General features: G+C 71.5%; 11 protein-coding genes and 2 pseudogenes. 9 read left to right on the top strand and 4 right to left on the bottom strand.

Annotation, left to right across the window (positions count from 1 at the left end; all coding sequences use genetic code 11):
• The first annotated feature begins 76 nt into the window (after positions 1–76).
• The 6 genes and pseudogenes from ACRAS8_RS29540 to ACRAS8_RS29515 all read left to right on the top strand — a co-directional run bounded on the left by ACRAS8_RS29540 (position 77) and on the right by ACRAS8_RS29515 (position 6,724).
• Positions 77–1,654, top strand: coding sequence for an FAD-dependent monooxygenase (locus tag ACRAS8_RS29540; protein ID WP_438489030.1), 1,578 nt, complete (start codon positions 77–79; stop codon positions 1,652–1,654).
• Between the two features lie 168 nt (positions 1,655–1,822).
• Positions 1,823–2,533, top strand: coding sequence for a DUF5134 domain-containing protein (locus tag ACRAS8_RS29535; protein WP_438489029.1), 711 nt, complete (start codon positions 1,823–1,825; stop codon positions 2,531–2,533).
• Between the two features lie 126 nt (positions 2,534–2,659).
• A complete protein-coding gene (locus ACRAS8_RS29530; protein WP_438489028.1) occupies positions 2,660–3,595 on the top strand; it encodes a M56 family metallopeptidase in 936 nt (311 codons plus the stop codon).
• Positions 3,596–3,921: 326 nt separating this feature from the next.
• Positions 3,922–4,598 (top strand): annotated as a pseudogene (locus ACRAS8_RS29525) (HAD-IA family hydrolase).
• A 268-nt stretch (positions 4,599–4,866) separates the two neighbouring features.
• A pseudogene (locus ACRAS8_RS29520) lies at positions 4,867–5,647 on the top strand (SDR family NAD(P)-dependent oxidoreductase).
• Between the two features lie 300 nt (positions 5,648–5,947).
• Positions 5,948–6,724 carry a hypothetical protein gene (locus ACRAS8_RS29515; RefSeq protein ID WP_438489027.1) on the top strand — a complete coding sequence of 259 codons (777 nt, stop codon included), beginning with the start codon at positions 5,948–5,950 and terminating at the stop codon, positions 6,722–6,724.
• Between the two features lie 118 nt (positions 6,725–6,842).
• Here ACRAS8_RS29515 and ACRAS8_RS29510 read toward each other — a convergent pair whose 3' ends face one another.
• Positions 6,843–7,211 (bottom strand): hypothetical protein, encoded by a 369-nt coding sequence (locus tag ACRAS8_RS29510; protein ID WP_438489026.1) that lies wholly within the window; start codon positions 7,209–7,211, stop codon positions 6,843–6,845.
• Between the two features lie 250 nt (positions 7,212–7,461).
• On the opposite strand from ACRAS8_RS29510, the gene ACRAS8_RS29505 reads away from it, so the two are divergent.
• Positions 7,462–8,385 carry an ArsR/SmtB family transcription factor gene (locus ACRAS8_RS29505; RefSeq protein WP_438489025.1) on the top strand — a complete coding sequence of 308 codons (924 nt, stop codon included), beginning with the start codon at positions 7,462–7,464 and terminating at the stop codon, positions 8,383–8,385.
• Between the two features lie 77 nt (positions 8,386–8,462).
• On the opposite strand, the gene ACRAS8_RS29500 is transcribed toward ACRAS8_RS29505, so the two are convergent.
• Positions 8,463–9,086 (bottom strand): DJ-1/PfpI family protein, encoded by a 624-nt coding sequence (locus ACRAS8_RS29500; protein WP_438489024.1) that lies wholly within the window; start codon positions 9,084–9,086, stop codon positions 8,463–8,465.
• 106 nt (positions 9,087–9,192) lie between these two features.
• On the opposite strand from ACRAS8_RS29500, the gene ACRAS8_RS29495 reads away from it, so the two are divergent.
• Positions 9,193–10,530, top strand: coding sequence for a PLP-dependent aminotransferase family protein (locus tag ACRAS8_RS29495; protein ID WP_438489023.1), 1,338 nt, complete (start codon positions 9,193–9,195; stop codon positions 10,528–10,530).
• 176 nt (positions 10,531–10,706) lie between these two features.
• On the opposite strand, the gene ACRAS8_RS29490 is transcribed toward ACRAS8_RS29495, so the two are convergent.
• Both ACRAS8_RS29490 and ACRAS8_RS29485 read right to left on the bottom strand, forming a co-directional pair.
• A complete protein-coding gene (locus ACRAS8_RS29490; RefSeq protein ID WP_438489022.1) occupies positions 10,707–11,030 on the bottom strand; it encodes a TfoX/Sxy family protein in 324 nt (107 codons plus the stop codon).
• A gap of 155 nt (positions 11,031–11,185) precedes the next feature.
• Complete coding sequence (locus ACRAS8_RS29485) at positions 11,186–11,638, bottom strand: VOC family protein (protein ID WP_438489021.1); 453 nt, start codon at positions 11,636–11,638, stop codon at positions 11,186–11,188.
• A gap of 200 nt (positions 11,639–11,838) precedes the next feature.
• Between ACRAS8_RS29485 and ACRAS8_RS29480 the strand changes: the two genes are divergently transcribed.
• Positions 11,839–12,888 carry a helix-turn-helix transcriptional regulator gene (locus tag ACRAS8_RS29480; RefSeq protein WP_438489020.1) on the top strand — a complete coding sequence of 350 codons (1,050 nt, stop codon included), beginning with the start codon at positions 11,839–11,841 and terminating at the stop codon, positions 12,886–12,888.
• Positions 12,889–13,142: the final 254 nt, after the last annotated feature.

The following is a 13,142-nucleotide window of genomic DNA, read 5'->3' as shown; positions in this document are numbered from 1 at the left end:
CGCGTGCTTCCGGCGCAACTCCCGTGCGTGCGGCGGTGACTGGTGGGCGGTGTGCGCGCTCGCTAGCGTCACCGCCATGACCTCTACCGAACACCCCCTCGGCGGGGAGCACTTCGATGTCGTCATCGCGGGCGGCGGGCCGGTCGGACTGTTGTTGGCCGCGGAGTTGCGGCTGCACGGCGTGGCGACGCTCGTCCTGGAGCGGGGGCGGCGCGGGCAGGGTGAACCGCGCACGCTGGCGTTGCACTCCCGGACGCTGGAGACCCTGGACCGGCGGGGCATGCTGGCGGAGTTCACCCGCGCGCAGGAGACCCTGCCGGGGTTGGCGGACTTCCGGCGGGAGCTGGCTGACGGCGGTGCCCGGGGGCACTTCGCCGGGCTGTTCCGGCTCGGCCGGCACTCCGCGGAGCCCGCCGAGCAGCCGCACGGCCTGCTCCTCCCCCACGAGGTCCTCAAGGAGCTGCTCGCCCGCCGGGCCGACGACCTGGGCGCGGTGGTCCGCTACGACCAGGAGGTGACCGGCCTGGCGCAGGACGGGGACGGCGTCACCGTCCGCGTGCGGACCGCGGACGGTGACGGTGCGGTGCGCGGGGGCTTCCTCGTCGGGTGCGACGGCGGGCGCAGCGTGGTCCGCAAGGCCGCCGGGATCGGCTTCCCGGGCACCGGCCCGTCGTTGGTGTCCCGTATGGGGCGCGGCCGGATCGAGGTCCACGGGGGCGGGGAGCTGCCGGGCGGCTGGCAGCGGACCGACGGGGGCTGGTTCATGCGGATGCCCGACGGGCGGATAGCCGTCACCGAGTGGGAGGTGCCGGAGGACCTGGAGAGCCCGGCGACCAGCGACGAACTGGCCCGCGGCATCGAGCGGGTGACCGGGCGGCGGATCACCCTGACCGGCGTGGACTTCGTCACCCGCTTCACCGACAGCGCCCGCCAGGCGGCCCGGTACCGCGCGGGCCGGGTGCTGCTGGCCGGGGACGCGGCGCACATCCACTTCCCGGCCGGCGGACAGGGCGTCAACCTCGGTCTGCAGGACGCCTTCAACCTGGGGTGGAAACTGGCCGCGGAGTGCCTGGGCCGGGCACCGGAGGGGCTGCTGGACAGCTACGAGGCCGAGCGGCACCCGGTCGCCGCGCAGGTGCTGGCGAACACCCGGGCGCAGGTGGCGCTGATGCGGCCCGGCCCGCAGGTGGACGCGCTGCGCGCGCTGTTCACCGATCTGATGGGGATGGACGAGGTCAACAAGTACCTCAGCGACATCATCTACGGCACCGGCATCCGCTACGCCGCCGGACCGGACGGGCATCCGCTGGCCGGCGGGTTCGCCCGCGATCTGCCGGTGGCGACGGCGGACGGCACGACCCGGCTGGCCGAACTGCTGCGCCCGGGGCGGCCGTTGCTGCTGGGGCTGGACGGCTCGGGTGCGGGCGGTTCGGGTACGGGCGGCTCGGGTACGGGCGGCGCTCTGAAGGCCGCGGCGGGGTGGGCCGACCGGGTCGAGATCGTGGCGGGAGAGGCGCCGGTCCCGCCGGCGGCGGCGCTGCTGGTACGGCCGGACGGCTATGTCGCCTGGGCGAGCGACGGGCCGGTGGCGGAGGAGGCGCTGCGGGCGGCGCTGACCGCCTGGTGCGGGCCGGAGGGGCCGGGGGCGGAGTGAGGGTGCGCGGGGACGGTGAGCACCCGCGGGCGGTCCGCGGGCGCGGCGGGCCTCGTGGGGCGCCGTCCTCGCTCCGCGCTCCCGGAGTGCGCCCGTGCGCTCCCGTGTGCGGCGCCCCGGCCGGGCATCCTGCGGGTGCTCACCGTCCCCGCGCCCGGGAGGTGTTCCATGCACGCTCCGCCGCTGGTCGGCTGGCTGCTGGTGCTGCTCTGCGTCGCCACCGCCGGCTACTGCCTGTCCCACACGCGCGCCGGCCCGCCGGCCCAGCGGGTGACGGCCCGCGGCGAGGGCCTGATGGCGCTGGGCATGGCGGCGATGGCCCTGCCTGCGTCCGCGGTGGCGCCGCCCGCGTGGTCGCCCTGGCTGTACGCCGCGCTGTTCGGCGCGCTGGCGCTGTGGGCGCTGGTGCGGCGCCATCCGCACCACACGGTGGGCGCCCTGGCGATGGTCTACATGGCGCTCGCGATGGTGGGCATGGGCGGCATGGCCGGTAGGGGCGACGGGTCCGGGATGTCGGCCGCGCACGGCGCGGCGGGGAGCGGGCAGCCGGCAGCCGGGACGAGCGGGATGACGGGCATGCCGGGGATGCCGGGGGCATCGGGCATGTCGGGGATGCCGGGGACATCGGGGATGCCGGGGACATCGGGGATGTCGGGGATGTCGCATGCCGCGCCGGCCGGTGTTCCGCTGCTGACCGGGCTGCTGCTCGCGTACTACGTGGTCTATGTGCTCGTCGCCGGGGTCCGGCTGGTCCCGTCGGGGACGGCGGTCGTGGCCGGCTGCGGCGCCCCTGCGGCCGGTGCCTGCCCGCCCGTCGTCCTGCGCGCGTGCCAGGTGGCCATGGGCCTGGGCATGCTCACCATGCTGCTGGCGCTGTGAGGCGCGGCGGGCGGCGGCCGTTCGCCTTCGCCCTTGGGCCGCGCGCCGTCCCGGCGGTGCGTGGTGTGCGTCACTTCCGCCGCGAGACCGTACCAACCGGTAGCGGCCCGCTCATAGGCTGACGCCATGATGGTCCCCCTCACGCTGATGATCCTCGGCGTGCTGGCCGCGGCGACGGCGCCGCGTCTGATGGCCCGTTGGGACTGGCCCGACCGCGAGCCGGTGCTGGCCCTGTGGGTGTGGCAGTGCGTGGTGGCGGGTGTCCTGCTGTGCTGCGGACTGGCCATGGCGCTGAACGCGGCCGCCGCCTGGGAGGCGGTCCGCAGCCCGGTCTTCGGTTTCGCCCCGCGGGTGGTCGTCGAGGCGTACGCGCTCAACACCTACGGGCCGTGGGCCGGTGTGCTGGCGCTGTTGCTGGCGGGCGGCGGCGCGTGGACGGCGGTGGCGCTGACCCGTGAGGTGCGGGCGGCGCGGGCCCGCCGCCGGCGGCGCCGGGCCGAACTCCGGCGCCGTTCACCGCTGCTGCCCGGCGAGGACCCGCGCGGCGGCCGCCTGGTGGTCCTGGAGGGCGACCGGCCAGGGGCCTGGTGGCTGCACCACCCCGCGTCCCAATTCGTCGTCACCACCGCGGCGTTGCAACGCCTGAAGGGCCGTCAGCTCGATGCGCTGATCGCCCATGAGCAGGGACACCTCCGGGCCCGGCACGACGTGCTGCTGCACTGCGCGTCGGCGCTGGCCGCCGGTTTCCCGCAGATCCCGGTGTTCGCGGCCTTCCGCGACCAGGTGCACCGGCTGGTCGAGATGGCCGCCGACGATGTCGCCTCGCGCCGCTTCGGCCGGCTGACCATCGCCCTGGCGCTGGTCGAACTCAACGAGGACAGCGGGGTGTTCGGGCCCTGCCCGCCGCAACTCGCGCAGGTCCCGCAGCGGGTGGACCGGCTGCTGGCCCCGGCCGCCCGCCTCACCCCGGGCCGCCGCCTGAGACTGACCGCGTACGCCCTGCTGCTGCCCGCCGTCCCGCTCCTGGTGACGTTCGGCCCCGGTCTTCGCGCGCTGGCCTGACGGGCCGCCGGACCGCCGCCACCATGGACACATGACGACCACCAACGGCGCACCCAACGGCGCACCCGGCGGTACGGCCAGCGGTACAGCCGGCGGCGGGATCGACGGCGTGTGTTCGACTTCTCCGGGACGCTGCTGCGCATCGAGCCCGCCCTCTCCTGGCTCCGGGCTTCCCTAGGGCGCTTCTGATGGATCTCCGCGGCGTCGCGGCGCCTGGCACGCACTCTCGCGGCGTTGCCGAAATGTCCCCATAGCTCCGCTATGAAGCCATCCCGGCGCCTTGCGAGAGCACGCACCAGGCGCCGCTCCTTCCTCCACGGAGATCCATCAGAAGCGCCCTAGCCGCCTTCCACGCCGCGCCCGGCACCCCGCCGTGTCCCCTCACCGGTGACGAGATCGCCCGGCTGGCGGCCGATCTGGAGCGGGCCGGCGCCCTTCCCGGCGGCGCCGTGCCGGTACGCGTCCCCGACGAGCTGGCCGCGCTGTGGGACGTCCGGGACCGCGACACCCGGCACCACCGCGCCCTCTACACCGGCCTGGCCCGCCAAGTCCCGCTTCCGCACCCTGAGTTGTACGACCCACCCGGCGACGCCCGTTCCCTCTACGACGCCCTCTACGAGCGCCACCGGACCCCGGACGCCTGGCTGCCCTACCCCGACGCCGCCGAGGTGCTGACCGCGCTCGACCACCGCGGCATCCGCACCGGCGTGCTCAGCAACATCGGCTGGGACCTGCGCCCGGTCCTGCGCGCGCACGGCCTGGACCGCCATCTGACCGCCTGCGTCCTCTCCTACGAACACGCCCTGCAGAAACCGGACCCGCGGCTCTTCACGCTCGCCTGCCGGGAGTTGGGGTGACCCCGCCACGTGTGCTGATGGTCGGCGACGACCGCACCGCCGACGGGGGCGCCACCGCCGTCGGCTGCGCCTACTTCCCAGTCGAGCCGCTCCCCGTACACCGCCGGCCCGGTGGACTGCGGCCGGTGCTGGACCTGGTCGGCTGACGGGCGGCCGGCCGCGCAACGGCGCCGGGGCCGTCCGGCCGGTGGCGCCCGGGGAGGGCAGCGCGCAGCTAGGGTGGCACGCCGCTAGGGTGGCGCGGGCCCCACCGATATATGACCGATGTGCGACCGCCATGCACCCGATGTGCGACCGATGTGCGTCCGTCGACTGCTGGCGGCCACCGGGAAAGCCCGGAACACCACCACGCGCAGGAGGACCCGCCCCCTTCCCCCTACCTCCTCCCCCTTTCCCGACCAGGAGGCCCGCCCCATGTCCACCACCCCGTACCTCGACGCGCTGTTCTCGCTGGCCGGCCGCCGGGCCCTGGTGACCGGGGGCAGCTCCGGCATCGGGCGGGCGATCGCCGAGGCGCTGGGCCGGGCCGGGGCCGCCGTCGTCCTGATGGCGCGCCGCCCGGACCCGTTGCGGACCGGTGCCGAGGAGCTGCGGGCGGCGGGCTGCACCGCGGACTGGGTCGCCACCGACCTGGGCGACCGGGCCGCGGTACGGGCGGGCGCCGACGAGGTGGTGCGCCGCTTCGGCGAGCCGGACATCCTCGTCAACGCCGCCGGGGTCAACCCCCGCCCGCCGATGGGCGAGTTGAGCACCGAGGAGTGGGACCGCACCATGGCCGTCAATCTGGACGCGCCGTTCCTGCTGGGCCAGCGCTTCGGGCCGGGGATGGCGGAGCGCGGCTGGGGGCGGATTCTCCATATCGCGTCCCAGCAGGCGGTCCGGGCGTTCGGCAACAGCGGGGCCTACGGGGTGTCCAAGGCGGGCCTGGCGGCGCTCACCCGCTCCCAGGCCGAGGCGTGGTCCCGGCACGGGGTGAGCGTCAACGCCCTCGCCCCGGGTCTGGTGCGCACCCCGCTCACCGAGGCGGTCTTCGCCGATCCGGTGCGCACCGAGGCGACGGCCCACCGGACGATGGCCGGCCGCAACGGCGAACTGTCCGACTTCGCGGCCGCCGCGGTGTTCCTGGCCGGCCCCGGGCGCGGCGTACGTAACGGGCCAGACGGTCTTCGTGGACGGGGGCTTCTCGGTGACCTGAGGGGGCGGCGGCCGCACGACGGCCGGCCGGCGGCCGGTGTGCAGGATGCCCACACGGCTGTATGCCCACACGGCCTCGCCAGACCCTCCCCTCGTCCACACGCAATCGCGCCCGGCTGACGGAGTCCCCGCGAGGAAACGTCCCTGTGGAAAACCCACGGCGTTACACCTCGGCTCCACAGGGGAGCCTCGTGACGCTGTAGACACCTGAGCGGTGGGCTGTGGCTGATTGTTGTCTCAGCCCACCGCTCTCACATGCGCCAGGATCAGGCCCAGGAATCCGCCACCCTCTCTGGAATGAGTGATCGTGCCCCGACCCCGAAAGGATTCGCGGCGCCGCCGCACCACATGGGCCATAACCGTGTCGGCTTGCCTCGTCACCGCAGTCGCCGGCTGGGTCGTATGGGACCACTCGCATATCCACGAGGCGGCGGTTCGCGGCGATGTCCTCATCAGCAGCGACGGCCGCACCCTCACCACGCCCGTCGACTGGACGAGCTGCGAAGACAAGCCCCAACTGGAGGCGCACGAAGCCGCCCACACCATCACCCTGGTACTCACTCGGAAACGTCATTCCTTCGTTTCCGGGAACACCGTGTGCGACGACCCTCGTGACGGGCTGGTCAGCACAACGCTGTCGAAGCCGGTGGGCGACAGGACCATCACCGATACCGTCACCCACTCCACCATCACCCCCTTCGACGGCTCCCACCTCGACCGCCCCCGCTACCTTCCGCACGGCTACGCCCTCGCGGACACCGTCATCGCCCCCGGAAACCGCTCCAACCCGCCCTACGTAAGGGCCCAGAAACCCGCCTGGACAACCACATACCAACGGAACCTCGACGGAGGCGGCCAGGCCGGATACGTGAGCATCTCGGAAACCAAGGGCGAGACCTCGGTCACCGCCGGAACCCCTGTAGTCATTGACGGACACTCCGCGCGCTTCCAGGAGCATGCCGGCGGCAGCCGATCCGTCACCTGGCCCGACAGGGGCTATACCGTCACCCTTGAAGCCGGTGACCCCCTCATGTCCCGGGGCGAGTTCCTGCACATCGCCAGGCAACTCAACCAGTAGGAGCCCGGCGAGGAAAGCGGGCAGCCGCCCGGCCGGCATCCGCAACCCCGTGAGCGCGGCGCGCCCCACCGGCACGGCACCCGAGCAGGTCCGGCGCCAGGTGGACCTGGCGCCGGGGTCAGTTGTGCACCAGGTACCAGTCGCTGTCCTGCATGCGCGGAACGTTCGGGTGCAGGTAGCCGACCACTCCATTGTTCTCGTGGTCGCAATGCCGATTCCTGAACTCCGTGATCTCCATCCTGCCGACCCACCAGTTGTCACGGATGTAGGTGTCCGTCGCCGGCGTCATCCAGCAGAACTGCACGGGCTTACCGTTCTGGTTCTTCCCGTCCAGCCAGATTGACGCCACCTTGTGCCGCCTGTCCTGGAAATGGATCTGCTGACCGCTGTTCCCGGCGAAAGCCACGCCGGCCCCGAGCGTCAACGAACCGGCCAGTGCGGCCGTACATGCCGTGGCCATCGCCATCCTGCGCAGACGAAGCATCATGTTTGCCTTTCCTTGCCTTTCGTTGCCTTCCGTTGCTTTCCTGCGGAGCCCTCGTGACACCGTCGCGAACGTGCGGTCCGTCGGACCGTGGCGGATAGGCGGCTGGTGACATCAGCGGTGAGGGCCGGTTGTTGGTTGCCGCGTACAGGCTCCCCGTTCCAGCGGAGCTGCGGGATGCTTTCAGCGAGGGCTGAATCGTTGGGGGACTGGCGTGTTACGCATTCACTGCACTTCAGAGGATCTCTTGAGGGTGACGGTCGCCGACCGGCCGGCGCCGCTGGTGGAACTCGGCTTGGCCATGGGGATGTTGCAGCGTCGAGACGGGCACCCGGTGTTCAGCCCATGGCGGCGGCGCGTGGCCCGGTCCCTGCCGCGGACGGCGCACCCCGTATTGCAACTGGTCTCCCCGCTGGGTGCCGGTCCGTTGTTCCTGGACCCGCCCAGCGACGATCTGGAAGAGGGCATGGATCAGGTCCTGTCCACGCCCCGTGCCCGAGCCCGCGCGGAGTTGCGCAGGATGTGCGCGATTGACCGCCCACTCACTCCATGGGTGCGTCACCTCGCCGACCGGGATCGAGACGCCTGGCAGATCCTCAAACTGGCCGTCCAAGCCGGCCATGCCAGTGTCATCGCCGAGGCGTGGCCCCGTATCCGGGCGGGCTTCCACGCCGAAACCGCCTGGCGCTCCCGCATCCTTGCCCAGCAGGGCCTGCATGTTGCCCTGACGGGGCTGGCGCCGTCCGTCCGCTGGCGCGGCATGACCCTGGAAGCAGCCTTCCCCCGCGATCTCGATCTCCCCCTTCACGGGGACGGCATCATCTTGCAGCCGTCCCTGTTCTGGGCCGACCACCTCTTGGCAGCGCCGCACCCCGACGGACGGCTTCTCCTGATCTACCCAGCCGTCACGCCGCTGCCTCTCCGGGACACCTCAACCCCCGCGGACCCGTTGACGGCTCTTGTCGGCAGTACCCGGGCGCATGCCTTGCGCCTGCTCGTCCGTCAGCACACCACCACCGACCTCGCCCGTGACCTCGCCGTCAGCCCAGCGGCCGCGTCCATGCAGGCCAAGATCCTCCGCGAAGCCGGACTGATCGTCTCGCAGCGTGACGGCAAGGCCATGTGGCACTGGTGCACAGCCCTCGGCCTGGATCTCCTTGCACACGGGAGGGCCTGAGTCGTTCCGGCCGCGAGCAACCGGCCAGGCTGTCGAGGGCGTGGCTTCCTGACCGGTCACTGCTTGCGACTGGTCGTTCAGACGAGCGCCGCTGTGGGAGCGGGCAGGTAGGGAGTGATGTTGCGCCAAGCGCGCTCGATGTATTCCTCCTTCTCACCGACCGGGGCGACATAGTGCAGCGCGCCTTCGGCGGCGCCGCTGCCCTCAAGGCGGGCGATGATCCAAGCGGCGAGGTAGGGGGAGGCCAGGCAGCCGCCGGCGGTGGCGATGTTGTCCTTGGCGTAGAAGGGCTGGTTGAGCACCTCGACGCCGGCGGCGACGACCCAGGGCTTGGTGATCAGGTCGGTGCAGGCGGGGGTGTCGTTGAGCAGGCCGAGCTTGGCCAGCACGAGCGCGCCGGAGCACTGCGCCGCGATGAGTTGGCGCGAGGGGTCCAGGCCGCGCAGGACCTTCATGATCGCCGGGTCTTCGACGACCTCGCGGGTGGCAATGCCACTGCCGACGATGACGGCGTCAGCGGCACACGCCTCCTCAAGAGTGCACATCTGCTCGATGACCACCCCGTTCATCGACGTCACCTTGGGGCTGGGGGTGGCGATGGTGACGCGCCAGTCGTCGGTCTTGATGCGGTTGAGCACACCGAGCGCGATCAGGGAGTCGAGCTCGTTGTAGCCGTCGAAGGTGAGGATGGCGATGTGCACGGTGGCTGTCCTTCCGGATGAGTGGGTCTTGACGGATGAATGGGTCTTGACGGTAAGGACTCGCGAACAGGACAGCCAAGGAATTGTCATGCATACAATCCGGTGCATGGCAGCCTCGCGGTACAAAAAGCTGGTCGATGCGTTCGCGTCCGACATCCGGACGGGGCGGCTCGCCGCAGGTGTGCGGCTGCCGACACACCGCGGGCTCGCCGCCCGCGAGGGCATCGCCGTGGTGACCGCGACTCGGGTGTACGCCGAGCTGGAAGCGATGGGCCTGGTGAGCCGGGAACAGGGCCGCGGCACGTTCGTGCGTGACATCGCGGTTCCCGCCGGTCACGGCATCGATCAGCAGGTCGTCGCCACGGATGCAGTCGACCTCAACTTCAACTACCCGTCGCTGCCCGGCCAGGCCGGTCTCCTACGGCAGGCCCTGCGAGAGGTGGCCACCTCTGGTGATCTCGACTCGCTGCTGCGCTACCAACCACATGGAGGGCGTCCCCAGGACAGAGCCTCGATCGCACGGCACCTGAGGCGTCGAGGAATCGCTCCTGACGCGGATCAGATCCTCATCGTCAACGGTGCGCAGCACGGCCTGGCCATCACCGTCATGGCCGCGCTCCACGCCGGCGACGTCGTCGCGGTCGACGCACTCACCTACCCGGGTTTCAAGGTGCTCGCGCATGCCTGTCGTCTCGACTTGGAGCCCATACCCACAACCACCGACGGGCCGGATCTCGATGCCCTGGAGAACCTGTGCGCGACCCGCCCGGTGCGCGCGATCTACACCATGCCCACCTTGCACAACCCTCTGGGCTGGGTCATGCCGGCAACTGATCGCACCCGTCTGATCAAGATCGCTCGACAGCACGGTCTGCTCATCATCGAAGACGCCTCCTACGCCTACCTGGTTGAGGACCCTCCATCACCTCTGGCTGCAAGCGCACCGGACATCACCGTCTACGTCTCGGGACTGTCCAAGAGCGTCGCCACCGGCCTCCGGGTCGGCTTCGTCGTCGCCGCGCCGTCCACGGTGCCGTCGCTGGAGCGCGCGATTCGGGCGACTACCTGGAACACCCCGGCCCTCACCACCGCGGTCGCCTGCCGCTGGCTTGAAGACGGCACGGTGGACCACTTGGAAGCGCAGAAGCGAGACGACGCCAAGGCCCGCCAAGCACTCGCCAGACAAGAGCTGGCAGACCTGCCCCTCATCAGCCACCCGTCGTCCTACTTCACCTGGCTGCCGCTGCCCGACGACGCACGCGCCGATCGCCTGACCGCCACCCTCGCGCGTCAGCACATCTCGGTCACCACGGCGGAGCCGTTCACCACCTCGATGCACACACCACAGGCGCTCCGCCTCGCTCTGGGCTCGACCGATCTGGACAGTCTCCAGTCGACGCTGCGTACGGTGAGGCGCGTCACAATCGAGGACGCCTACGCCTGAACTCCCCTCGTCCAGCCGGTTCCTGCCCGCACCGATGTCTGCGTACGAGGGCGTCGCGGTAGACCATCAGCGCGAGGCCGGGCGTGCCCAGGTCGGGCGGTGAGCGTCGGCGCAGACGTACAGGGCCGGGGCGGCCGGCGGGACGGGCGTGATCACGGGTTCGGCCGGGTGGGGCGTCACTTTGGCGGGAGTTCGGCAGTGGCGTCCATGGCCCAGGCCAGCCAGTCGTCCAGGACGTCGTCGTCGAGGGTTTCCTCCGCCAGCAGGACCCAGCCTCGTTGCTCCTTGCCCCGGATCACCAGGGGCGCGGCGCCGGGGCGGGTCAGGGCCTGGTCGGTTCTTTCCTTGCCGACGCGCACCATGAGGCCCTCGTCGTACAGGTTGGCCAGCGCGTTTCCCTGGAGGAGGAAGGTCAGGCCGTTGAACATCCTCTTCGCGACCACTCCCTCCGCCTCCAGCCGCTCCTTGATGCGTTCGGCGAGTACTTCGTCGTAGGCCATGACTCCTCCTTGTGGTCGGGCAGCCCGGACAGGCCGGCTATGGTCATCGTTTCGGCTGGTCGCCGGTGCGGCCACCGGTGGGCCGTGCGGTGGCCGGGAGGGCGAGATCGCCTTCCCGGGCTGCCGGATCGGGCAGACGCTGGGGCGGCCCGGGTTCAGGTGTTCTGGGCGGCTGTTTCCTGGCCCTGGTGGTGCGGCTGGAGGAGCTCGTGGCAGGTGCCGGAGTCGTCTCGGAAGGTCGCGGAGATGCCCCACGGCCTGGGCTGCGGCTCCTGGAGGAAGGTCACGCCCCGCGCGGACAGCTCCTTGACGGCCGCGTGGCAGTCCTCGACGGTGAACGTGCAGCCGACGAGCGCGCCCTTGGCGAGCAGTGCCCTGAGCTGCTCGGCGGACTTCGGATCCTGCACCGGTGCGCCCGGAACCATCAGGCTGAGCTGCAGTTCCGGCCGGCTCTGGGGGCCCACGGTGACCCAGCGCACGCCCTCGCCGAACGGCACGTCCGTGCGCGCTTCCAGACCGAGGGTCTCGGTGAAGAAGGTCTTGGCCGAGTCCTGGTCAAGGACCCAGACCACTACCGTGTTCACTCCGGTGATCATGATCTCTCCCATGGTGTGAGGACACGTCCGATCGCCCACGCGGCGCGGATGTGCTTTCTTCGGCGGCGGGGAGCAACGGGCAGGAACGGCCGCCTCCCGGTGGGAGCGGCAGCTGCCCGTCCATCGGGGCAGCCCCTCGACGCTCGGACGTTTCCGACCATAGAGGCCCTTTAGGACAGCTCACGTCACTAATGCCTGGCAGCCTGGAACACATGACCCAGGACCTGCCCGCCCGCATGCTGCGCCTGCTCTCCCTGCTCCAGACACGCCGCACCTGGTCCGGCACCGAACTCGCCGAACGGCTCGGCGTCACCCTGCGCACCATCCGCCGCGACATCGACCGGCTCCGCGATCTCGGTTATCCGGTCCAGGGCACTACCGGCACCGCGGGCGGCTACCGCCTGGCCGCCGGCGCCGACCTGCCACCCCTGCTCCTCGATGACGACGAGGCCGTGGCCATCGCGGTCACCCTGCGCACCGCCGCCGGCGGCGTCGCCGGGATCGAGGAGACCGCGGTGCGCGCCCTGGCGAAGCTGGAACAGGTGCTACCGCAACGGTTGCGCCAACAGGTGACCGCGATCCAGGCGACCGCCGCCCCGCTGCCCGTGCCCTGGAGCACCGGCCCCGAGGCCGACCCCACGGTCCTGGCCACCTTGGCCGCGGCCTGCCGCGACCACGAGATCACCACCTTCACCTACCGGACCGGGAAAGGTGTCACGGGCCGGCGCCGGGCCGAACCGTACGCCCTGGTCGCCGCCGCACCCGTCTGGTACCTCGTCGGCTACGACACCGACGACGACGCATGGCGCCTCTTCCGCGTCGACCGCCTCACCGACCCCACCCCCACCGGCCACCGCGCCGCGCTCCGCGAACTGCCCGCCACCGACGCCGCCGCCTATGTAGCCGCCCGCCTGGCCGCCTCCCCCGCCCGCTACACCCTCCACGCCACCGTCCCCGCCGACGCCGAAACCGTTCGCGCCCGCACGTGGTCCCTGCCCGGCCGCGTCCAGCCCGTCGACGACCGCACCAGCACCCTCGACCTCGCCGCCGACAACCCCCGCCACATCGCCGAACAACTCCTCGGCATCGACCTCGGCCCCACCCACACCATCCACGGCACGCCCGAACTCGCCCCACACCTGGAACAGTTGGGGAACCGTCTACTGCATGCCGCACACGCCCTCACCAGACGGGACGATCAGAGCGAACAGCGCGCAGAGCCGGACGCCAGGAACGAGCCGGCGGGAAGGTGGCAGACCTGAAGCAGGTCGGCGAGACGACCTCAAGGACAAGATCGTGAGACAGAAGGGCCGCGTCCTCCGCTGAGACAGCCGACAACTCCCAGAGGGCCTGGCGGACTTCATCAACCGCGGTCCCGCACCGCGTCGCGCCTCGCTCACCAAGGACGACGAAATCACCAAGGCCGTACGGACGTTGGGATACCGCACCGTCTCACCCGCAGGGTGCCGTGTGGTCACCGAAGTGACGACGACGGTGCCGAGGCTGCGCGCGGCCG

The sequence above is a fragment of the Streptomyces sp. S186 genome, assembly GCF_051603415.1.
Classification (GTDB): domain Bacteria; phylum Actinomycetota; class Actinomycetes; order Streptomycetales; family Streptomycetaceae; genus Streptomyces.
This window is presented reverse-complemented; position numbering and strand designations above follow the sequence as displayed.

What these genes read in the sequence shown, in the direction of transcription:
- ACRAS8_RS29540 (WP_438489030.1), top strand. Translation starts at nt 77, where the DNA reads ATGACCTCTACCGAACACCCCCTCGGCGGGGAGCACTTCGATGTCGTC.
- ACRAS8_RS29535 (WP_438489029.1), top strand. Translation starts at nt 1,823, where the DNA reads ATGCACGCTCCGCCGCTGGTCGGCTGGCTGCTGGTGCTGCTCTGCGTC.
- ACRAS8_RS29530 (WP_438489028.1), top strand. Translation starts at nt 2,660, where the DNA reads ATGATGGTCCCCCTCACGCTGATGATCCTCGGCGTGCTGGCCGCGGCG.
- ACRAS8_RS29510 (WP_438489026.1), bottom strand. Translation starts at nt 7,211, where the DNA reads ATGATGCTTCGTCTGCGCAGGATGGCGATGGCCACGGCATGTACGGCC.
- ACRAS8_RS29495 (WP_438489023.1), top strand. Translation starts at nt 9,193, where the DNA reads ATGGCAGCCTCGCGGTACAAAAAGCTGGTCGATGCGTTCGCGTCCGAC.
- ACRAS8_RS29490 (WP_438489022.1), bottom strand. Translation starts at nt 11,030, where the DNA reads ATGGCCTACGACGAAGTACTCGCCGAACGCATCAAGGAGCGGCTGGAG.
- ACRAS8_RS29485 (WP_438489021.1), bottom strand. Translation starts at nt 11,638, where the DNA reads ATGGGAGAGATCATGATCACCGGAGTGAACACGGTAGTGGTCTGGGTC.
- ACRAS8_RS29480 (WP_438489020.1), top strand. Translation starts at nt 11,839, where the DNA reads ATGACCCAGGACCTGCCCGCCCGCATGCTGCGCCTGCTCTCCCTGCTC.